Below are 22,257 nucleotides of genomic sequence, written 5' to 3'. Positions count from 1 at the left end.
TATTTTGGCTTCGTGTAAATGAAAACTCATTGTACCTGTGAGGACTTTTCTTTCAATGCCCTGACAAATGACGTCTTGTTAAGTGGAATCGTGGCAAGAATCACAACAAAAAACGGAACTTCTTGCATTAAGTTGTTCTAAATCTACATATAGTTTTGGTAAAGTAAACGTATCATTCAGATTTATTGCACTTGGGTTGCTGCTCAAGGAACTGCGAGTAGTAAAAACAAGTATATTGAGAGTAAATAATGCAGGAATTGCGATTCGTACTCATTGTTGTTGGCGCATTAGCCATCGCGGCATTACTGTTTCATGGTTTATGGAGCAGTAAAAAAGAAGGCAAAGCAAAGTTTGGTAACAAGCCACTTGGTAAGCTGGATGTTGACCAAGAAGACAAAAATGATCTTGTTGAGAAAGAACGAGACTTCGCTCCCGCTCCTGAAGATGACTTTGAGATCATTCGCAAAGATCGCAAAGAACCAGATTTTGGGATGGCGAGCTCTTTCGACAACAAGTTTGAATCTGACCCGTTATTCGGTGGTCCATCTGAAGTCAAACAGACGCAGCAGGAGCCGGATGACATCCCTTCATTTGTTGCAGAAAAAGATAAAGAAGAGGACGTTGAGCCTGTTGTTCAAGCAACAGTAGCTGAAGAGCCATTCCAGCCTGCTGTGGAAGAAGACGTTATTCCCGCCGCGTTTGATATTACGGAGAAAGAACAGCAAGTCGAAACGGTTAGTGAGCCTGTCGTTGCAGAGCCTAAGGAAGAGCCAAAGCCAGAACCTGAAATGCAAGTGATTGTATTGAATGTGCACTGTGCGGGTGAAGAGCCATTTGTTGGTACTGCTTTATTTGAAAGTATGCAACAAAACGGTCTAATTTATGGCGAGATGGATATTTTCCATCGTCATGTCGACTTGTCCGGTAACGGCAAAGTGCTGTTTAGCGTCGCTAATATGATGCACCCTGGTACGTTTGAGCATGCTGATCCTGCTGAGTTTACAACGAAGGGTATTTCATTCTTCATGACATTGCCTTGTTATGGCGAGGCTGAACAGAACTTCAACTTAATGCTCCGAACTGCGCAGCAAATTGCTGATGATTTAGGTGGTAACGTACTTGATGACCAGCGCAACTTAATGACGCCAGATCGTTTAGCATCTTATCGACGTCAAATAGTTGAGTTTAATGCCGCTAACGCATAATCTTAACAGCAAATAATAATAGGGCTCCGGATGGAGCCCTTTTTCTTGGATTTCCCAACCTCACCGATTGAAAATACACGGGGCTTTACTATGTCTGAATCAGTACTTCAGCGACTAGAAGAACTAAAAGAGTCGTTGCATTACCACGCTGTGCGTTACTACGTGGAAGATAACCCAGAGATCCCTGATGCCGAGTACGACCGTTTAATGCGAGAGTTACTGGATATTGAAGCTGAGAACCCTGACTTAATAACCGTAGACTCGCCAAGCCAACGTGTCGGTGGACAGCCTCTCTCTGCGTTTAGCCAAGTGACACATGAAGTACCGATGCTTTCGCTTGATAACGCATTTGATGATAGTGAACTCGATAGTTTCCACAAGCGCGCACAAGAGCGCGTGGGCAGCCAGAGTGTGAAAGAATACTGTTGTGAGCCTAAATTGGATGGACTCGCCGTAAGTTTGTTATATGAGAATGGCGTGTTAGTTCAGGCGGCCACTCGAGGCGATGGTACTACGGGTGAAAACATCACAGAGAATGTGCGTACGATTAAAGCTATTCCTTTAAAACTCAGGGGTAATGACTGGCCAAATCGTCTTGAAGTTCGTGGTGAAGTCTTTATGCCGAAAGCTGGGTTTGAAAAGCTCAATGAATTAGCAAGGAAGAAAGGCGAGAAAATCTTTGTGAATCCACGTAACGCTGCGGCAGGTAGCTTACGACAATTGGATTCACGTATTACGGCTTCTCGTCCGCTTAGCTTCTATGCATACAGTGTAGGCGTGGTGCAAGGCGCAGAATTGGCAGCAAGTCATTACGAACGCTTTTTGCAAATCAAATCTTGGGGACTGCCAATGTGCCCGGAAACTAAGCGAGTTGAAAGCTTGGCGGATGTAAAAGCTTACTACCAAGATATATTGCAGCGTCGTGATGCCCTCCCTTATGAGATCGATGGTGTCGTTATTAAAATTGACGATATTGCCGTGCAAGAGCGTCTGGGGTTTGTTGCTCGCGCTCCACGTTGGGCGATTGCCTACAAATTCCCAGCTCAGGAAGAAATGACGACACTGAATGAAGTGGAGTTCCAAGTCGGTCGCACTGGTGCTATTACACCTGTTGCTAAACTAGAGCCTGTATTTGTTGGCGGGGTAACGGTAAGTAATGCGACGCTTCATAACGCAGATGAGATAGAACGTCTGCAAGTCAAGATTGGTGATCATGTTGTGATCCGCCGTGCTGGCGATGTTATTCCCCAAGTCGTATCTGTCATCAAAGAGCGTCGACCAGAAACAGCTCGAGATATTGTTTTCCCAACTCAGTGTCCTGTTTGTGGTTCGCATGTTGAGCGGATCGAAGGAGAAGCGGTAACACGTTGTATGGGGGGCTTAGTTTGCCAAGCCCAACGCAAACAAGCGCTAAAGCACTTTGTTTCTCGTAAAGCGTTAGACGTTGACGGTTTAGGCGATAAAGTGATCGAGCAGCTTGTTGACCGTGAGATGGTGAAAACTCCTGCTGACTTATTTAAGTTATCAGCGGGGATTTTAACCGTACTAGATCGCATGGGGCCAAAGTCTGCGCAGAATATTGTGAATGCGTTAGAAAAATCCAAAGAGACAACGTTACCTCGGTTTTTGTATTCACTGGGGATCCGTGAAGTTGGCGAGGCAACCGCCGCAAACTTAGCAATGCACTTTAAAACGTTGGGAGCGATCCAAAATGCTACCGAAGAGCAGTTGATTGAAGTGCAAGACATCGGTGCTGTGGTTGCTCAACATATTACGACTTTCTTTAGTGAAGAACAGAACCAAGCGGTGGTTAAAGATTTGCTTGAACAAGGAATTAATTGGCCAGAGATTAATACTACTGAGCAGGTGGGGGAATTACCATTAGAAGGTAAAACAGTAGTATTAACGGGAACACTTTCTCAATTGGGGCGTACAGAAGCCAAAGAAGCCCTCCAAGCACTGGGGGCTAAAGTGACGGGTAGTGTTTCTAAGAAAACCGATATTTTGTTTGCTGGTGAAAATGCAGGTTCGAAGCTCGCAAAGGCACAAGAACTGGGTATCGAAATTAAAACAGAACAAGACTTACTCGAACTGATGAATTAAGTCTTCTCAAAAAAGCTAAAAAATAACTAAAAGCCCCGTATGGTAAGCATGCGGGGCTTTTTCTTGTTCATAATTAAGTGTTTTTTTATTGAGTAATTGATGCCTTTGTTCTTTTCAGTGATCAAGATCGAACCTTGGGTTATTGGTTTTTTTGGCTTTTTTAGTCTGCGAGTGACTTCAAGTTGATACTTTTAATTTAAATCTAAATATTTGATTTTAAATGATATTTTATTGCGTTTTGTTGGTGTTGTTAAAAATAAGATCTGGATCAATAAGTTATATGGAACTTTGGAGTGGCTCATATTTTTTTAGAAAAAAAATAAGTTCCATTTGGATGTTTTTAGCTGCGAAGTTAGTCTTAATCACGTGGATACACGGTGTGTATGCAGGAACTAAAAAAAGCCAAATTAGAAATAATGAGGTTTGATCAGGAATTTACTTCTCTCCTTCGGCGGCCAACTAAAGGTGAGATAGAAAAATACAGCTATATCCATTTTTAGGAGTTTTTCCATGGACAAATTTTTTAAGGTTTCAGCGTTAACCGCAGCAATGTTTGGTGTTGTTGCTGTCGCTCCAGCTACAGCGTCTACTGAAAGTGCAGCAGGTGGCGAGTACGTAGAGAAAGTGAACGAATTTATGCAAGACTCAAGTCTGAATGCATTATTCATAGTTGATACTCGTTCACGAACTCGTACAACAGGTAAGCCCGGCGGTGAAAATGGTGACCGTTGGAGTCGTCTAAACTACTCTTCTTACAACGCAATTTTAGACTTCACTTCTGGTTACCACGATGGTTGGGTGGGCGCAGATGTTGCGGCTTACTACTCTGGCGATCTTTACAACGATAGTCTTTACAATTCAAACGAAGGCTACCTATGTAACGAAATCTCAACTTGTAACAACCTAGACTGGGGTGCAGGTGATGGTCAGCAGCTTAAAGTTTACAAAGCAGCGCTGAAATTCAAAGCAAACGAAAACTTTAATGCTCGTTTCGGTATGTTACAGGCTGGTGGTAACGGTACAATCGGTAACGTTTGGAGCTTTGTACCTGGTACTTACCGTGGTTTCGAACTGAACGCTAAACTTGGTGATTTCAACCTAAGCTACTTTGGCGCAGACCAATTTACAGCACCTTGGCTGCTTCACGAAGATGATTACGCACCAGCGCTTTGGTCTGACACGTCATGGAGCTACCTACACTCTCTAGGTCTAAATGGTAACCTAACTGACAGCCTGTTTATGCAACTTGGTTTGGGTCAAGCTACTGGCGTTCAATATGCAAATGGTGTTGACTGGGGTGCAGGTCAAGTGACTAGCTACCACAACGAGACTGATAACACATCTTACAAAGCGTATTTGAAGTACACAGTGAGCGATCGTACAACTCTAGCATTTGATTTCTACGGTGTTGATGACGATGTGAAATACGATGGTCTAGGTTTCCACACTGGTCTGTCTTTGAACCAATCTTTCGGCAAGCTAGCTTGGATGTCTGAGTTGCGCTACACAGACACAGATAACCGTGCGGACTTCGTTCCTCGTACTATTCATACATATGGTATGAACAATGGTACTTGGTCTCAGTGGTGGGACGCGCTATCTGACTGGAACAAAGCGGGTGAGCTAGCATGGTACAACCGTCTATCTTACAACCAAGGTAACGGCTGGAACTACTACCTAGGCTTTGGTTACGGTACTGGTGCTGACTCTGCAGCAAGCGGAGCATCAGGTGACTGGGATTACGAAAGCGAATACGCAGTTAACGCAACAGTATCTTACTCACTACAAAGTGGCGCGCTTAAAGGTTCTACCATTCGTTTACACGGTACAATCCTAGAACGTGATGAGTACGCAGGTGCTGGCGATGCGGATGAAACAGACTTACGTCTACAAGTTCTTATCCCTTACAGCTTCCACTAATACTTAATGAGATAATAAAAGGAGCCGCTAGGCTCCTTTTCTATTTCACTTCTCGGCCGTCGTATATTTTGCAATATAACGGTGGCAACATATGTACATTACCGTTTGGCAACTCACACTTTATCTCTGGGCCTAACGTACGACCACCGGATGCACCATTAGCATGAGTGGTTAACGGAATTATGGCAAAAGATATTACTAATAGACCAGATAAAAATCTCATAATCATCACCTCAATATAAACTTTAAATATCTACGTACTTGTATAAACCGTGACTACGCAGAAAGGTAAGGTTGAAGAGGGCTCTTATATCAAACTAATCTCTTACTTCTTTACTATTCCCATTCCCCACCTCTAAATCGACACATTTCACTTGGAATATTCGTGACGTCGCCACTTGGCATCTTACATTCGACTATAGGTCCCAAATTAGTTGTACCGCCGTTTCCGTTGTTGTAGGCAAAGGAAGAAAAAGAAAAAATACCGCACAACATTAAAAAGAGAAGCTTATTCATAGTACATCCTCTTACTTACCAAATAAAAAGCACTCAACTTAAATGCTTATGCGTTAAGTATGTATCCGAGGATAAAAAGATCAAAAAATAATTCAATAAAGTTTTATTTTTTAAAATAAATTTAGATCGATAATTTACCTAGATATATTTCTATCTTATTGATTGTCGTGTGTTGAATAATTAAATAATAGGAAATGGTAGGTAGGGTATTAATAATATTACTAATACTTATTTTTTTCTCGATTTTAATTAAGGTAATGAAATGAAAGCAGTTGTTTAGATTAAAGTAATGGAGCATGATTTGCCCCATTACTTTGGCATAAATTAATTAGAATCAGGCTCAATGATTAAAATAATACCTTCCACATCGGTGATTCTTACGCGGGTACCGGCTGGAAGTGCTTGATCCGATTGTGCGGACCATGTGGTATCGGCTACCTTGATGCGATTGAGTCCGACGGAAAAGTCTTCTTCAAGGATAAGAGTACGCCCAATTAACTGCTTGTACTTTTGGTTCAGATCTCTTTCTTGGTCTTCTTGCTTGTCTTTAGACCATTGTCGTCGCCACCAAAGCCAGGTGGTGATTAAGCTGAAGCTTGCAAAGCAAAGCCATTGCAATTGCCAGCTCATTGGCAAAACGGTCATGATTGCTCCAACGATAAGTGCAGACATCCCGAGCCAGAGAAAATACCCTGCGGTACCAAGTAGCTCAACTGCTAAAAGAGCAAAGCCAAACGCTAGCCAATGCCAGAAAGAGATACCTTCCAACAAACTAAAAAAGTCCATAAATTATTCTTTATCTTGTTGTTTAAACATCTCTGCTATCCCTGCAACCGAGCCCATTAGTCCGGTTGCTTCTAATGGAAGCATAATGATTTTACCATTTTCGGCTTGACCAATGCTCTTGATCGCTTCGGTATAACCCTGTGCAATGAAGTAATTGACGGCTTGCATGTCACCTTTTGCAATGGCTTCGGAAACCATGTAAGTCGCTTTTGCTTCTGCTTGCGCGGCACGCTCACGTGCTTCTGCATGGAGAATAGCAGACTGCTTTTCGCCTTCAGCTTTTAATATCTCTGATTGTTTATGACCTTCGGCCTTTAATATCTCAGCTTGGCGAACCCCTTCTGCTTCAAGAATTTCCGCACGCTTATTACGCTCGGCTTTCATTTGCGCATTCATTGCAGCGGTCAGATCGGCTGGTGGCTGGACATCTTTAATCTCAATTCGTGTGACTTTTACGCCCCAAGGGTTTGTTGCTTGGTCAACAATCGCCAACAGCTTAGAGTTGATCATGTCGCGTTGGCTCAGCATTTCGTCCAGTTCCATTGAACCTAAAACGGTACGAATGTTCGTAAGGGTCAAGTTTCTAATAGCGTGTTCTAAGTCGTTGACTTCATAAGCCGCTTTTGCAGCATCGATCACTTGAACAAATCCGACAGCGTCAATAACCACGTTAGCGTTATCTTTTGAAATGACCTCTTGCGCAGGAATATCGAGAACGCGCTCCATCATGTTTACTTTTTGACCAACTTTATCAACGAATGGAATGATCAAGTTTAAACCCGGCTTTAATGTGTGGGTGTAGCGTCCGAAGCGTTCAACTGTCCAGTTGTTTCCTTGCGGAACCGTTTTAATGGCTGAAGATAAGATAACGACAGCAAGAACGACGAAAATACCGATGGTGATCAGTGAATCAATTGGCATGAGTTATTCCCTTAAGTGCATAATGTTCGATCCATTTTTACCTATTTATAGACAATAGACAATTGAAGTTCTGAGACCTTTGAGAGGTTATTGGTTTTTTATATGACAAAGGCCGGAAACACCGGCCTTTGTCATTGCATGGTTTTACTCTCGCTATTTCGCGGGGTATTCAATCCAACTTGAACCATCAAGAGAAACATAATACTTCCCTTGTACTTCAATCACAGTAGAGCCTGAGTTCTGCGCGACAACTCGTGTTTCTGGTAGGTTCTCTGTCAATATTGAAGGGCTAAACGTCTTACTTTGATAAATGTTTTTATCCAGGATATTCGAAACGAGCTGCGACAATGCCAGATAGCTAGATGGCTCGCTTACGTGTTCGGTGTCGCCCTGACGCTGAATTCCTTCTCCGAAGATTTTAATTCCTACCGGTGTATGAATGATTGTCGGTGCAGGAATTTCTCGCATACCTGAAATTTGCATGCGGTCTCCTCGCATACCACCACCATGTTCTGGTACCAAAGCGACAACGATGTTGTGTTTTGAGGACTCTAAGGTTTTAAAGAACGCGTGGAGGTCATCAAGCAAATTCTTAAGGCGCATTTTGTAGCTAGCAATAGATGTGCTTGAGTTCGCATTGATGATCCTGTTGCCATCATGTAGTGAAATTGAGTTGTAGAGTGCCACGACTTTGTCGTCACTGCTGTTAAGTCTTTGCTGCCACCAGTTATCCAATACTTGCTTATCGCGGAAGATCGAAGAGCCATCAAAAGATTTTTGGTAAGGAGTTAAGCCTTCTTGAGACATAAGAGCCCCTTGTAAGTCGCCGTCTTTTTTGATCAACTCAAGGAAGCTATCAAAGACACCATTGTGGTTCATCAGTAAATTTTCTGTGAAGCCTAGTTCTTTCAAACTTTCGAACAAGTAGCACTGCTTTGATGGTGCTGGCTGGAACAGTTGACTGTGTTCTTGTTGACCACAATTGGCTCGTAGCAGACGAATGACAGCAGGCCCACTGTATGACGTAGCGGAGCTAAAATTGTCGAACATGATGTCAAACTCTTTGAACAGAGGATGATCAGCCAGTCCTGCAATTTCGATGTCATCCCACGCGACCGAACAAATACTCAAGAACAGCAAATCAAAAGGAGCATCCATTGCGCTGTTGGTATCGAATGTTACATGTCGGGAAGCTTCTTTAGAAAAGAAATCTGCAGTTAACGTGTTGAGACTGGCATCATTAATTTCCGTTATTTGAGGTTGTTTGCTAGTAGTAACCTCGGTTGGTGGCTGTTGTTGAGTTACTTCTGCAGCCACTGTTGTCTGAGGTTCAGTCGTCATAGGAATACTTATATAGACCATCGCAATAACCACAAAGACTGAAACCCTAACAAACTTGCTCAAAATAAAGTACGCACCACACAAAGCGAGCAATCCGAGTATTGCTTGGAATGATAAAAATCGTCCCAAAAGCTCGACCAGATAACTCAATTCAAACTGCATTAACTGTCCCGCTTGAGCCCAAAGACGGTTTAGAGGAGGTAGGTAAGAATCGTAATGCAAGAGCCACGCTGCGGCGACAAATGAAACGATATGGCGCACCGCATTTAGGCTTTTCATCGAGATAGGAAGCAGGATGAAGATCAACAGCGCAAAGTTTTCCATTGGATGGAAATCGATGATTCCTTGAAAATAGAGCGCTGTTTTTGCGATAAAGTAAATGTTCCACCAGCCCAATCCTATAGTGAGGGGGGTAGAGTCATGAGAATGCGATGTCATTACTTAAGCTTCTTGGTGTTAGTGGCTGATGTATCTAGCTCAAAATAGCGCGAGCGTTTTAAGTGTTTGTGGTAAAAGCGTCGGGTAGCGTTTACTAGGTCACGTAGAAAGTACCCTAGGAGTAGGCCAATACCTGAACTGATACTCACGGTCAGTAAAAAATCGTTAATATTCATGAACGTTCCTTGAGCTCAATGGTTTTTTTCACAGCAAACAAAGGAGGAACATCAACCATAGAATTAATGGCGTTATGGAATATTTTCCTCTCTGTCGCCAGAGCTGAAACGTCGTCGGATATGACGGCTTCATCTTGAACGATGAATTTTAACTCTGTTTCGATATCTAATTGAGTATCAAACGTGTGAGTCGAGTGAAATAAGTCTCTCACTGGGAACTCAAATATATTGTTGAGTGCAATGTCAATATCGCTATGTCGAATAGCACTGAACAAGACATATAGAGCTTTGTTGCAGGCTGTCACGACGTCGCCATCTCTTCGAATATGGCAAAGACGTAAACATTCCTCTGCCGTCATGCCTGGTAATAAGTTCAGCTTGATAAGCGCAAAGTTCACATTTGAGTGTGTTGAGTGGGAAATGACGTCAATACAGTATTGGCTAAAGTCCTGGTTTTGTAAGTAGCCTTTGCTACCAAACTTAAGGTCATACTTTAAGAGCGCCTCTAAACTGTCAGGAATTGGACGCGTAAGCATCTGGCCTTGAATTGCTTCAACCTGAGTCATAAAGCGCATTGGGGGGATTTGCGCGTGAGAAATGAAGTTTGCCCCCGAGCGAAGTAAGAACTTTTCATCTGCATATCTCAGACATTGTTGGGTCTCCCTGACAATAATCTTTAGCTGACGGCCATACGCGGACCTTAAACGGTAGCAATCTAACGCGATCTGTTGAACTTCGCTTTGGTTATCACAGCTGAAAACAATAGTTGAAGAGCGAGGGTTGTTTAACATCGCTATGAGCTCTTGATTACTCTCAGCCATACTCATCCCTTTTGGGGCTTTCTCGCTTTCTCTGAAGGCTCCTCTGCTGATATATATTCTATCACTATCCGATTTGTCTTCCTGTATGGCACGAGGCTGATGCGTTTCGTAAGACGTTGCTTTTAGCTTCTTATCTTTAGTGTTAGAGAGAAGGTATTCGTCTTGGGAAATTACACCGTGTTTATTGGACCAAAAATCCACAAGATAGCAGTAGCGAGCATCATCTAATGATGTCATGGTCGCCAAACCGGCGATGTATCTATTATGAGAAATAAGAATGGGCTTTAATAGTGAAGTCGTCAGATGCCCATATATACAAACACTAATAGTGAGTTTTTTATTATTTGCTAGTTCATTTAAGTTTCGTAGGAAAATACTTACAAAATAATCATCACTTGATGATAGTAGTGAATCTGGAACTACTAATATATATGTGGAGAGTTTCTTTATATTTGTTTGGCGAATGTCTTTCACAAGATTTATAGCGTTCGGCGCTTTATTTGTGAATTTGTTGCTAAGAAAGAAACACTGTTCAATATGGAGTGTGGATAACTCATTGAATTTGCATAAGGCTTCATCATTCAATGCAGACAAAAAAGTTTCCTTGTCTGTAAAGCTTGTAAGTGAAGTGTTGTTATTTTCTGGTAGCGTACTGAACAAATAATCAATGACCATTTGCTTATGTGTAAACAAGTTTACATAAACAGAACTTATCTCTTTTTCAGAAGTAATAGCGGATAACCCGGAGATTGCTGACATCAAAAGGCCTTATATTCAATAGTTTACTGTCATTGTGCGTTGTGGCTTACAATCCGCTGTATGCTAATCGTTACAATGTTAACTTTTCTTGGCGACAAGAAAATGACGCCAAGATATTAAACGAAATTGATCAAAAATTAAAATAGTTATAGCATTGCTTCATATGATGTTTATAAGTTTAAATTCAATAATTTTCAAGCCTATGATTTTGCTGTAAATTATTTATTTCACTTATATGTCGTAAATGGATAATTACAATTCACCTTCATAACCCCTGTTTCTGAAGTCAAACATCATTTAGGGATTTATTAATTATGTGAACTAATAAACAGCCCTGTTCACATTCATTAGCATTCTGTAAATATGAGACGCATAGTTCGATGCGTCAATTTTTTAACAATGGAATTTATACTGCAAAGAGTAATTGGCGGGATTGCCATTACCGCAGTTTAAACCCCGTTATATTGTGAAAAAAATGTTGTGACTGAGTCTGCAAAAGATATTAATTCGATCTACTCTTCTTATAACTTAACTCAACATAAGTATATTGAAACAACAGAAAACGAGTCTTACGTGCAAGCTAAAAATAAGTGGTTGGTCTTTCAAGCCAACGGTGCTCGTAATGCTCTGTTTCAAGTGCGTATTAAGCAGACAGGTTTAGAGACTGAAGCGATATGAAACGCCTTCTTTTTGTTAGTTTAAAAGGTGGTTGTGGCTCAACGACCGTCGCTGCGAACTTGGCACAAGCATTAGTTAAGATAAACAAACAGGTACTGGCCATTGAGGTGGTGTCTAACAGTTTACTGCAAACTCATCTTGGCTTGCCGCAGGAAGAGAAAGATGGCTGGGCGAAACAACTTCTTTCAGATAAACCTTGGACCCAGGCTGGTTATGAAAGCCCACAAGGTGCACTTTTTTTACCGTTTGGCCATCTGAATTCTGAGCAGTTAAAAGCGTTTTTTAACGAGCGTTCTCACTACCTGTCAATGCTAGGTGAAATGACGTTGCAAGTGAGCGAAAACCGTGGTGAGCAGTGGCTGCTTTTTCACGCCGACTTAGCAGAGCTTACTGATCCTGAAGTGCGATCTTTTGTCGACTCAATGGATATGATTGTGGTGGTGGTAACGACAGACGCCCTGAGTTATCTCACTCTTCAATCTTGGCTACAACATGAAGAGCTATCGAGATTGCTTCGCTCTGACAAATTACGTTTTTTGGTGAATAAGTATCAGCCAGAAACCGAAATTGGTCGTGATTTCATGTTGGTGCTGAAAAAGGAACTTAGCGAATCCTTGATTCCTGTTTCGATTCATCGAGATACGGCATTGCTTGAATGTGTGGCAAACCTGACGACCGTTCAACACTATTCGCCATCGAGCCAAGCCGCAAAAGATTTTCAGTCTTTTGCTTTTTGGTGTGTATCAGCGTTATCAAGCGCTCAGGACCAAAGCTAATTTATGCGAAGTCTTAATCTGATTTTCCAACGTTGGGTAGTGGACCAATTCAGACTGCAGAAGAACGCTTACGAGCAAGCCTGGAATTGCAAAACAAACTGGGTTGGTGAGTGTGCTTTGTCTTTTTGGTTTTCATTGAGTTTTGTATTTTTAAAGCCAGTTATTTCGGGTGTTCCCTCATGGAAACTGCCTTTGGTTTACTATCCAAACGTTAATTTTGCTGCGCCAAGATGGTTTGATCCTGTACGTTTTATTATCCAAAGCGTGTGGTTGCTTTGCTTCAAGCAAAACGTAAATACAGCATGGTCCAAAAAAACCAGCAGCTTAGCGATGACTTTAGCCGAGCAAATTCGCAATGCGTTCTACTTGCCATTTGAATTGGTTGCAAAAGGCGTCCGCTGGTTAGAACAGACAGCGAACAACATCAAAGATCCGCAAGTTCGAGAGCGTATTAAAGCAAGTAAGTCAGCGATGGCGTTGAACTACACCTTGCTGTTTTTCGTGGTGTTAATCGCTTTGCTTTGTTTTACGGTGCCATTTGGTTATCAGGCTCAGACTGTCTTTGTGCTGTTACTCTGGGCATTAGCGATGATGGTCCGTCGCATGCCGGGTCGTTTTCCTACCATGCTTTTGATCATCTTGTCGGTTACGGCCTCATGTCGATACTTGTGGTGGCGCTATTCGTCTACCCTGAACTGGGACGATCCTGTTGCTTTGTTTCTAGGGGGCGTTTTACTTCTAGCTGAGACGTATTCTTGGATTGTGCTGATGCTTGGCTATTTCCAAAATATCTGGCCATTGAATCGCAAACCAGTATCGATGCCACCGGACCAGTCAACTTGGCCAACCATTGACTTGATGATCCCTACTTACAACGAAGAGCTCGATGTTGTGAAAGCGACGGTTTATGCCTCGTTAGGTGTCGATTGGCCGAAAGACAAACTTAACATCCACATTCTGGATGACGGCAAGCGTGATAGCTTCCGAGATTTCGCCAAAAGTGTAGGGGTGAACTACATCCGCCGCCCAACGAATGAACATGCGAAAGCCGGTAACATTAACTATGCGTTGAAGCAGACCAGCGGTGAGTTTGTTGCGATTTTTGACTGTGACCATATTCCTACACGAGCATTTTTTCAGCTCACAATGGGGATGTTCCTGAAAGATCCAAAGTTGGCGCTTATTCAGACGCCGCACCATTTTTTCTCACCGGATCCTTTTGAGCGTAACTTATCGAACTTTCGTAACGTGCCAAACGAAGGCAACTTGTTTTACGGCCTGATTCAAGATGGTAACGACTTATGGGATGCGACTTTCTTCTGTGGCTCGTGCGCTATTTTACGTCGAGAGCCTTTAGAGGAAGTCGGTGGTATTGCAGTCGAAACCGTGACGGAAGATGCGCACACGTCTCTGCGCATGCACCGTTTAGGCTATCGTTCTGCATATCTTAAGCAGCCGATTTCTGCTGGTTTGGCGACAGAAACATTGTCTGCACATGTTGGGCAACGCATTCGTTGGGCTCGCGGGATGGCGCAGATATTTAGGGTAGATAATCCATTGACTGGAAAGGGGCTTAAGCTCTCTCAACGGCTTTGTTACGTCAATGCCATGCTGCACTTTCTATCTGGTATCCCGAGGATTGTATTCCTGATCGCACCCTTGGCTTATTTGTTGCTGCATTCCTACGTGATTTATGCACCAGCGCTGGCGATCATTTTGTACGTATTACCCCACATGATTCACGCCAGCATGACCAACTCTCGTATGCAGGGTGACTACCGTTATTCGTTTTGGGGTGAGGTATACGAAACCGTGCTTGCTTGGTATATCGCAAGGCCAACAACGGTGGCTTTGTTTGCGCCCCATAAAGGGACATTCAACGTAACGGCAAAAGGCGGTTTGGTTGAAAAGTCTCACTACGATTGGGTGATCTCTCGACCATATTTGGTTTTGGTTGCACTCAACATTCTGGGCTTTGCTGTAGGGATTTACCGAATGGGGTGGGGGCCTCAAGACGAAATCGGTACGGTTATCGTGAACCTCGTTTGGACGATGTACAACTTGTTGATTTTAGGTGCTGCTGTCGCCGTTGCGGTAGAAGCCAAACAAGTGCGAAAAGATCACCGAGTAGAGGTGGCGATTCCTGTCGCGGTAAGGCTTCACTCAGGACACTTGATTCAAGCGCAGATGAAGGATTTCTCTTTGGGTGGCGTGCGCATTGAAATAGACGGAGTCGATGAACCAACCTGTGCGTACCTACTTGGCCAAACCTTAGAAGTGATCCTCAATCGCGGTGGTCAAGAGTTCGTGTTCCCGATGACGGTTGCCTATGCTCATAAGGGGATATTTGGTTTACAACTCAACGAATTGTCTCATCAACAACAAATCCAATACGTCCAATGTACATTTGCACGTGCAGATACGTGGGCGAAATGGCAACAAGGCTATCAATCAGATAAGCCTCTCTCGAGTATGCAGGCTGTACTGCAAGTCGGCTTTAATGGATACAAACGCTTGTTGCAACATTGCCCTAAATTTGTTCAGGCCAGTGTGGATGCACTTTTATTTTGTATCGAATTTATTTGGTCACTAAGACCTCGTTATGTCCCAATCAGGACCTCAAGTCATGCTAAATAATAAAAAACTAACAGCGTTGACGACGGCTATCACTCTCATGTGTATGTCGGGCAGTCTCGCGGCACAAGAAGTAAGTCAGCAACAACCAACGCCTTTGGCACAGCAAGATGCTGAAAATTCGACCGTATTTAAGCGTGTCATTCCATTTAGTCAATTGGGTTACAGTGGTTCAATTGCTATTCAAGGTAGTGAGGCCAGTGCTTATATTGGTTTCGGTTCGCGACTCGATGAGGTGGTGTCTAAAGCAACGTTGTACTTTGACATCACACCCTCACCAGCGTTGCTCTCTTTGGTTTCTCACGTCAAAGTGTATTTGAACAACGAGCTTATGGGAGTGGCGTCAATCGTCGATGGTCAGCAAGGTAAAAAATTGAGCTTATCGATGCCGCTGGATACTCGTTACTTCAGTAACTACAACCAAATTCGCTTTGAGTTGATTGGGAATACTCAGAAAGACTGTGCTAACCCAAATGACTCGAGCATTTGGGCCGAGATCAGCCAAAGCAGTCGAATTGAAATGTTTGCCCAAAAGACAATGCTGGAAAGTGACTTGAGCTTGTTGCCAGCGCCGTTTTTTGATGTCCGTGATTTTAGCCAGTTAAATCTGCCCGTCGTTATGGGTGGCAAATACGATCTGGATGATGTCAAAGCAGCCGGTGTCTTGAGCTCTTACTTTGGTGCTCTTGCAGGTTGGCGTGGTGCTCAATTCCCTTTTAGTGTCGATACGTTACCTAAGCGCAACGCCATTGTCTTTGTTACCAATGACAACAAACCTGAGTTTCTGAGAGATTTTCCAGACACGGATGGCCCTCGTCTTCAAGTCATCACTCACCCAACTGACCCGTACGTGAAGCTTCTTCTAGTGATAGGCCGTGACAGTAAGGATCTTAACGTTGCAGTGCAAGGTTTGGCGTTGGGAAACCAACTTCTTACTGGGCCAATCGCAAAGATTAATGAAGTCAAACAAATCAAACCACGAGTCCCGTACGATGCGCCAAACTGGGTGAGTACGGCTCGTCCCGTTGCATTATCTGAACTAGTCGAACAAAAAAGCATGTTGCAAGTGGAAGGCCGAACACCTCCTCCAATCAATGTGAGTTTGCGCTTACCACCCGATCTCTTTACTTGGCAGAGCCGTGGTATACCGATGGATCTTAACTATAGGTATTCGCCACCTGCTGCGGATCATTCTGGTTCTCGCCTGACTTTGAGCATCAATGACCAGTTCATTGAGGCGTTTAACTTAACCACAAAAGGCCAAGGTGGTGAGTCTAACCGTGTGCGTGTTCCTCTGTTAGATGACAGTATTCTGAGTGGTGATGCGCTTGTTCGTATTCCGGCCTTTAAAGTTGGCAGTAAAAACCAAATCGAGTTTGAGTTTGGCTTTGCGTCGGTGACTGATGGGCAATGTCAGGTGACGCAACCAAGTAAGCAATACGCGGTCATTGATGGTGACTCTACGGTGGATTTTAGTGGTTTCCCTCACTACATCGAAATGCCAAATATGCGCGCTTTTGCTACTTCTGGCTTCCCTTACACGCGCATGGCCGATTTGTCAGAAACTGCGATTGTTGTTCCAGAGAGAGCACCAAAAGAAGTGTTGCAGACCTTCTTAAACGTCATGGGGTCGTTAGGAAGTGATTCTGGGTACCCAGGTATTCAGGTGCTTTTGACAGATAAATGGAATGCTGAGCAACTAAAAAATAAAGACATCCTGACGATTGGTGTTGTGGATGCACTAGAAGAAGCCGCTAATAACCCTGACCAAGTTAACTTAGTGGTTAAAGAAGGTCAGAGACAAATTCGCCTGCCAAGCAAAAATGAAAAGCAGCTCGGAATGAACTGGATGAGTCCAAGTGATGCTCGTCAAGTGGCCGCGGATTATGTTTCTGTTGAGGCAGAAGGCTCTTTTGCTGCTATTTATGGTGCAGAATCGCCATTTACGAAAAAACGCAGCGTCATTTCTATTATGGCGGCTCACCCGTCAGATTTTGCGTCGGTTGATCGCGCGTTGGCTGACTCCGGTAAAGTGGAGCACATGTTTGGCTCGGTAGTGACTTTGAGAAATAACGAAGTAGCTAGCTACAACGTGGGTTCGCACTACTATGTTGGTAAGCTTCCTGTGTGGCAGCTCGTTTGGTATCACTTCTCTAATCACCCAGTCATCGTTGCGTGCTTTGCCGCCTTGCTAGTGGTGATTGTAACCATTGTGCTTTGGCGCGTATTACGTCAAGTCGCGTCTAGACGTTTAGAAAAAACTGAGGAAGAGGAATAATGAAAAAACTCATCTCATTCCTTATGTTGTTCGTGTCTCCTTACTTGTGGGCTAACACCTGCGAGTGGCCACAATGGGAAACATTTAAGTCTGTATACATGGAGCAAGGCCGAGTCGTTGATGGCAGTGACGAGCGTATGATTACAACCTCGGAAGGCCAATCTTACGCATTGTTTTTTGCCTTGGTTGCCAATGACCCTAAAACCTTCGATCAGGTTTTAAAATGGGCTCAATCACATTTAGCTGGTGGGGACTTGACGGCAAGGCTTCCTGCTTGGTTGTGGGGAAGAAAAGAAAATGGTCAGTTCGGAGTGTTGGATTCTAACCCAGCGTCAGATTCTGATTTGTGGATAGCTTACTCTCTTGTTGAGGCGGGGAGGTTATGGAATAACTACTACTATCAGACCCTTGGACATCTGATCGCGAGTCGTATTTTACGTGAAGAAACCGTCAACATAGCGGGAGTTGGAACGGTATTGTTGCCAGCTCCAACGGGCTTTGATGCCGACGGCCAGTACCGTGTGAATCCGAGTTATGTTCCGTTACAACTGATTGCTCGTATGCAGTCGCTGTACCCGCAATACAACTGGGACTCAATGTATAAGGCAAGTGTTCACATGCTAGAGAAAACGATGCCAGCAGGCTTTAGCCCAGACTGGGCAGTATTGAGAAATGGTCGTTATAGCTCAGATGTGGTTACAGGGCCGATGGGCAGTTACAACGCCATCCGCACTTATCTTTGGGCGGGTATGCTAAATGACCAAGTTTCAGAAAAAGCAGTATTAGTACAAAAAATGCAGCCGTTTGTCGCGGCAACCAAAGCCCTTGGTGCGCCAGCGAGAGAAGTAAATACTGAAACGGGTAAATATACCCAAGCAGGAAGCGCAGGTTTTTCTGCTGCGGCTCTTCCGTTACTCGCGGCTTCTGGTGAATCTACGCTGTTGGAGACGCAGTTTCGTCGTGCTCAAAATGAACTTGTGGTGGACAAAAACGATCATTATTACGACAACGTATTAAGTCTATTTGGACTTGGTTGGCATGAAGAACGTTACCGTTTTGGTGTGCAAGGTGAATTGCTTCCTGTATGGAGCGAGAGATGTCAGTAACAGGACGCGTGTTATGGTGGATTCCACTGGTTGCTTTGGCGGCTGGTGGCGTCGGCACTGTGCATGCAGAAAGCTTTAGCTCAACACCTCTGACAAAGTCGCAGCTCGCACAGGTCTACAAGCCTATCGAGCTGGTTCAATTTTCCACATCATTAGCACGAGTTGACTCGGTTGAGTGGTTGGTTGAGCAGCTAAAACTGGCGGATGCGATTGGCCGAGATGATATTGTCGAGAGTACTCTGGAGAGGCTGTTCGCGATTGAAGAAAGCAATCCAACGGGGCTTTTCTATCAAGCGAATATGTATCTGAAACGTAAGCAGCCAGAATTAGCAAAACTGGTATTTGAGCGCTTAATCAGACAGGCGCCTCATTCGACTCAAGCGAAAAACTTGTCATCGATTATGGCTATTCAGGGAGAGAAAAGAGCGGATTATCAGCGCGCTCAGTTGCTTGCAAAATCTGGTCGTTACGATGAAGCGATTCAAGCTTACAAAGCCCTTTTCCCAAATGGAATGCCATCACCAGCGTTACAACTGGAATTCCTACAGTTGCAAAGTAATTTGCCAGGCAGTTGGATCTCGGTAAAACAGGGACTGGAACGTTTAAATGCAAATTATCCTAGTGTTCCGTCTTTTCAACTCGCGTTAGCCAACCACATTCGCAAAGATAATCCTGCCGATCCATGGATTCTCGATACCTATAAAAAGTTAGCGCTTGCTCCTTCGGTTGGAACAAATGCGGCAACGTCGTGGTTGCGTGCATTGGATCAATTGCCTATTTCAGATCAAGTTGTTCAGCAATATGCCATCTTAGCTAGCTACTACCCGTCTGACATGGAGATACAAAGAGCGAATCAAAGCGCGAAAGATCGCTGGAAAAAGGAAAAGGAACTACGCAAAGACCCCACTTATCTCGCCAAGCTCAAAGGGTTAGCGTTGCTCGAGGAAGATAAAACCGACCAAGCAGAAGCTCAGCTGCGTTATGCGTTGACGACTCGTCCGCAAGATCCTGAATTGCTTGGTGCTATGGGTAAGGTTTATCTACGTAGAGGGCAGCAACAAAAAGCGCTCGGATACTTTAAACAGGCTCAGCACTTAGATCATAATCCTGACTCGGCCTCAAAATGGGCAGCGCTAATCGAGACTTCTCAATATTGGGCGTATCTTGATCAAGGTGATGCCTTGGTCGAAAAAGGCCAGTTTAAGCAAGCAGAAAGCGCTTATCAAAAAGCGATTCAAGTAGATAAATCCCAACCTTATGCTTATTCATCATTAGGCTCTTTGTATCTGGTACAAGAAAATTATGCCGCGGCAGAGAAGGTTTTCAAACAAGCTTTGCAACTGGATAGCAGCAATAGCTCTGCATTGCGTGGTCGCTTAGATGTTCGTATTCAGCAGCAAGATTGGTCTGGCGCGGAAGCACTCGCGCGCAGTTACTCAGCCCCACAGCAGAAAGTGGTCGCTGAAAAAATAGCGAGCATCAAGTCGGAAGTTATTTTGACTCGTCTGCGGATCGCAATCGCTCAAAATGATCAGGCAACGATGAAAGCGTCCGTAGAGGAATTGATTGCGCTACAGCCAACCTCCCCATGGTTAAGGCTTGATATTGCTGACGTGGTTCATTCAATGGGCGACAAAGTACGCGCGGATACGCTGATGTCCGATTGGGCTACATCTAGTAATGACCCTGAAATGAAATTTGCTTACGCGCTTTATCTCGCGCAGGACTTCAAAGTGAATGAGGCCATCGCTGAGCTAGAGAGCATCGCACAACATGACATGACAGACGCAATGCAGCGCAATTTAACTCGCTTGAAGCTTGATGCTCAGTTGAGAGAGATTCGAACGCGTTACTTAGCTTCTCCTGAATCAGTAACGGCGACATTACGTGCGCTAGAGTCGGATTATCAAGGTCAAATTCAACCGCTCGCTCGTCTAGTGAGTGCGTGGTTAGACATTGATGAAGTTAAGGAAGCTGAGAGGATTTTCCAAAGCATTTCGTTTGCAGAAGATTGGTCAACCGATGACAAACTGGCTTACGGCAGCATGATGGTAAGCTTGAATCACTTTGAAGATTTTGATAGTTGGTATGCGAGCTTAGCATTAAATTCCGCAACACAAGATTTAAGTGCTTCGGAAGCATTACAGCTTGATGAACTCAAAACCCGTCGACTGTTGAGTCAAGCGGATCTGATGCTGGTTAATCAACAGCCTAAGCTTGCGTTGGATTTGTATGAACAAGTTTCTTTAAAGCCTGAGCCATTTAAAACTCAAGCAGAAATTGGCATGTTGCAAGCTAGTGCTTTGACTGGATATGAAGCGACGTATCACGACATGCACCTCATTTTGAATAAAAAGCGCGATAGCTTAACTGCGGCACAGTTGATGACAGTGGCCGCGGTGTTTAATCAACAAGGCTATCGAAATGACGCTAATGCGCTAAATCAGTTGTTGGATGCGATGCCTGATGCTGACGCATTAGCATTTCGCAATAGCATGTCTATAGCAATGGAAAATCAACAGTGGGCGTTAGCTGAAACACGCGCCTATCAAGCCTTAAATCGTGACCGAATGGATAAAAATCGTGAAACTGAAGAGGCGAAAAAAGAACCCCTAAGCTTACGCGAGCTATATGATACTGCTGACGACTACTGGTTGACTCGTAACGTCAAATCGGACATCGATAAACTGCATGATCGGAGTGATGGGCATGTCATGATTGGCTGGGATTACAGTGCACGAGATGGCCGTAATACTTCGAATCAAGTGCCCATAGAAGCCCGAATCCCGATAGAGAGCTGGGATGGGCACCTGTTGCTAAAAGCCGATTATGTTTCTATCGATTCAGGTCAGTTGGACTATTATGAAAAAACCACCGATTCTGACAGCACTTCGTTCCAAAATGACGCATCAGGTATGGCATTTGGAGTGGGCTGGCAGGCTGAAGATTGGTTGGTCGATATCGGCACGACACCAATTGGTTTCGACCATACCACATGGGTTGGTGGTGTGCGCATCAATGGGGACCTGGGTGAGTTCGGTTGGACGGCAGAAGCTTCGCGTCGCCCAGAGACCAGTAGCGCGCTTTCTTATGCTGGAATGTCTGTCCCTAGCGGCACGACTGACCCTCAAGGGACTAAATGGGGCGGAGTTGCTCGTACAGGTGTGAAGTTGAGCTCAAGCTGGGACATTGGTGGCCCTTACGGTTTTTGGAGTAGCTTGCAGTATCATGTTTTGACTGGTGAAAAGGTTGAGGACAACACTCGTTTAGGCGTGCTAGGTGGAGCGTACTACAAGTTAATTGCAACGGATGACCAGCGTTTAAGTATAGGTACGAACTTAATGTACCTTGATTACGACAAAAATCTGGGTGAGTACACGCTAGGTCACGGTGGCTACTACAGTCCGCAAAGTTACTTCTCGGTGTCTTTACCTATCAACTTTTATGGCCGATACAACAGTTCTTGGTCATATCAATTGAGTGCATCCGTCTCTAACTCTTGGACTAAGGAAGACGCGCCATACTTATCGACAGTAGCGGAGTCAGACAAAGGTGGTGGTTTTGGTACGTCGTTGCAAGCGGCGGTGGAAAAGCGAGTCAGCAAACGTTGGTATCTTGGTGCGTTAGTCGATGTACAACGTTCTGAGTTTTATACACCAAACCATTTCATGCTTTATGCCAAGTACACCTTTAATGATCGTTGGCAACCAATAGAGTATCCGCCAGTAGCACCAACGTTGTATAGCGACTTCTAACAAAAAACAAAGGCCGGAAATCCCGGCCTTTGTTGTCTTCTTCC

General features: G+C 44.1%; 14 protein-coding genes. 9 read left to right on the top strand and 5 right to left on the bottom strand.

All coding sequences use genetic code 11. The features are described 5' to 3' along the window. The first annotated feature begins 248 nt into the window (after window positions 1–248). From zipA to R7Q09_RS17950, 3 genes are all read left to right on the top strand, one after another. Window positions 249–1,205 (top strand): cell division protein ZipA, encoded by a 957-nt coding sequence (zipA, locus tag R7Q09_RS17960; RefSeq protein WP_042523140.1) that lies wholly within the window; start codon window positions 249–251, stop codon window positions 1,203–1,205. Between the two features lie 90 nt (window positions 1,206–1,295). Beyond that, window positions 1,296–3,308, top strand: a complete 2,013-nt coding sequence (gene ligA, locus R7Q09_RS17955; RefSeq protein WP_213912460.1) for an NAD-dependent DNA ligase LigA — start codon at window positions 1,296–1,298, stop codon at window positions 3,306–3,308. Between the two features lie 510 nt (window positions 3,309–3,818). Further along, a complete protein-coding gene (locus tag R7Q09_RS17950; protein ID WP_005382055.1) occupies window positions 3,819–5,228 on the top strand; it encodes a hypothetical protein in 1,410 nt (469 codons plus the stop codon). Between the two features lie 840 nt (window positions 5,229–6,068). Here the strand turns inward: R7Q09_RS17950 and R7Q09_RS17945 are convergent. The 5 genes from R7Q09_RS17945 to bcsE all read right to left on the bottom strand — a co-directional run bounded on the left by R7Q09_RS17945 (window position 6,069) and on the right by bcsE (window position 10,986). Further along, window positions 6,069–6,530, bottom strand: a complete 462-nt coding sequence (locus R7Q09_RS17945; protein ID WP_005382058.1) for an NfeD family protein — start codon at window positions 6,528–6,530, stop codon at window positions 6,069–6,071. A gap of 3 nt (window positions 6,531–6,533) precedes the next feature. Then, complete coding sequence (locus R7Q09_RS17940; protein ID WP_005382060.1) at window positions 6,534–7,451, bottom strand: SPFH domain-containing protein; 918 nt, start codon at window positions 7,449–7,451, stop codon at window positions 6,534–6,536. Window positions 7,452–7,604: 153 nt separating this feature from the next. Beyond that, window positions 7,605–9,230, bottom strand: coding sequence for a cellulose biosynthesis protein BcsG (gene bcsG / locus R7Q09_RS17935; protein WP_213903615.1), 1,626 nt, complete (start codon window positions 9,228–9,230; stop codon window positions 7,605–7,607). Beyond that, window positions 9,230–9,406, bottom strand: coding sequence for a hypothetical protein (locus R7Q09_RS17930; RefSeq protein ID WP_191116321.1), 177 nt, complete (start codon window positions 9,404–9,406; stop codon window positions 9,230–9,232). The genes bcsG and R7Q09_RS17930 overlap by 1 nt, the downstream gene beginning before the upstream one ends. Beyond that, a complete protein-coding gene (bcsE, locus tag R7Q09_RS17925) occupies window positions 9,403–10,986 on the bottom strand; it encodes a cellulose biosynthesis protein BcsE (protein WP_213893630.1) in 1,584 nt (527 codons plus the stop codon). The genes R7Q09_RS17930 and bcsE overlap by 4 nt, the downstream gene beginning before the upstream one ends. A 480-nt stretch (window positions 10,987–11,466) precedes the next feature. On the opposite strand from bcsE, the gene R7Q09_RS17920 reads away from it, so the two are divergent. The 6 genes from R7Q09_RS17920 to R7Q09_RS17895 are packed head-to-tail and all read left to right on the top strand — an operon-like array spanning window position 11,467 to window position 22,213. Then, window positions 11,467–11,664 carry a hypothetical protein gene (locus tag R7Q09_RS17920; protein ID WP_031781222.1) on the top strand — a complete coding sequence of 66 codons (198 nt, stop codon included), beginning with the start codon at window positions 11,467–11,469 and terminating at the stop codon, window positions 11,662–11,664. Continuing rightward, on the top strand, window positions 11,661–12,440 hold the full coding sequence (bcsQ, locus tag R7Q09_RS17915; protein WP_213903614.1) for a cellulose biosynthesis protein BcsQ: 780 nt from the start codon (window positions 11,661–11,663) through the stop codon (window positions 12,438–12,440). The genes R7Q09_RS17920 and bcsQ overlap by 4 nt, the downstream gene beginning before the upstream one ends. A 3-nt stretch (window positions 12,441–12,443) precedes the next feature. Further along, window positions 12,444–15,077, top strand: a complete 2,634-nt coding sequence (gene bcsA / locus R7Q09_RS17910) for a UDP-forming cellulose synthase catalytic subunit (protein ID WP_213903613.1) — start codon at window positions 12,444–12,446, stop codon at window positions 15,075–15,077. Then, window positions 15,067–17,352: a cellulose biosynthesis cyclic di-GMP-binding regulatory protein BcsB gene (gene bcsB, locus R7Q09_RS17905; protein WP_120458614.1), complete on the top strand. Its 2,286-nt coding sequence runs from the start codon at window positions 15,067–15,069 to the stop codon at window positions 17,350–17,352. The genes bcsA and bcsB overlap by 11 nt, the downstream gene beginning before the upstream one ends. Continuing rightward, window positions 17,352–18,458: a cellulose synthase complex periplasmic endoglucanase BcsZ gene (gene bcsZ, locus R7Q09_RS17900; RefSeq protein WP_120458615.1), complete on the top strand. Its 1,107-nt coding sequence runs from the start codon at window positions 17,352–17,354 to the stop codon at window positions 18,456–18,458. Before bcsB ends, bcsZ begins: the two co-directional genes overlap by 1 nt. Beyond that, window positions 18,449–22,213: a cellulose synthase subunit BcsC-related outer membrane protein gene (locus R7Q09_RS17895; RefSeq protein WP_239945333.1), complete on the top strand. Its 3,765-nt coding sequence runs from the start codon at window positions 18,449–18,451 to the stop codon at window positions 22,211–22,213. Before bcsZ ends, R7Q09_RS17895 begins: the two co-directional genes overlap by 10 nt. Window positions 22,214–22,257: the final 44 nt, after the last annotated feature.

It is taken from the genome of Vibrio sp. 2130-1, from assembly GCF_033339515.1.
Note: the sequence above shows the minus strand (reverse complement) of the source record. Positions and strands in the feature narration are given on the sequence as shown.

Excerpts from the sequence above, each read along its gene's own strand:
- zipA (WP_042523140.1), top strand. The coding sequence starts at position 249 with ATGCAGGAATTGCGATTCGTACTCATTGTTGTTGGCGCATTAGCCATC.
- ligA (WP_213912460.1), top strand. The coding sequence starts at position 1,296 with ATGTCTGAATCAGTACTTCAGCGACTAGAAGAACTAAAAGAGTCGTTG.
- R7Q09_RS17950 (WP_005382055.1), top strand. The coding sequence starts at position 3,819 with ATGGACAAATTTTTTAAGGTTTCAGCGTTAACCGCAGCAATGTTTGGT.
- R7Q09_RS17945 (WP_005382058.1), bottom strand. The coding sequence starts at position 6,530 with ATGGACTTTTTTAGTTTGTTGGAAGGTATCTCTTTCTGGCATTGGCTA.
- R7Q09_RS17940 (WP_005382060.1), bottom strand. The coding sequence starts at position 7,451 with ATGCCAATTGATTCACTGATCACCATCGGTATTTTCGTCGTTCTTGCT.
- bcsG (WP_213903615.1), bottom strand. The coding sequence starts at position 9,230 with ATGACATCGCATTCTCATGACTCTACCCCCCTCACTATAGGATTGGGC.
- R7Q09_RS17930 (WP_191116321.1), bottom strand. The coding sequence starts at position 9,406 with ATGAATATTAACGATTTTTTACTGACCGTGAGTATCAGTTCAGGTATT.
- bcsE (WP_213893630.1), bottom strand. The coding sequence starts at position 10,986 with ATGTCAGCAATCTCCGGGTTATCCGCTATTACTTCTGAAAAAGAGATA.
- bcsQ (WP_213903614.1), top strand. The coding sequence starts at position 11,661 with ATGAAACGCCTTCTTTTTGTTAGTTTAAAAGGTGGTTGTGGCTCAACG.
- bcsA (WP_213903613.1), top strand. The coding sequence starts at position 12,444 with ATGCGAAGTCTTAATCTGATTTTCCAACGTTGGGTAGTGGACCAATTC.
- bcsB (WP_120458614.1), top strand. The coding sequence starts at position 15,067 with ATGCTAAATAATAAAAAACTAACAGCGTTGACGACGGCTATCACTCTC.
- bcsZ (WP_120458615.1), top strand. The coding sequence starts at position 17,352 with ATGAAAAAACTCATCTCATTCCTTATGTTGTTCGTGTCTCCTTACTTG.
- R7Q09_RS17895 (WP_239945333.1), top strand. The coding sequence starts at position 18,449 with ATGTCAGTAACAGGACGCGTGTTATGGTGGATTCCACTGGTTGCTTTG.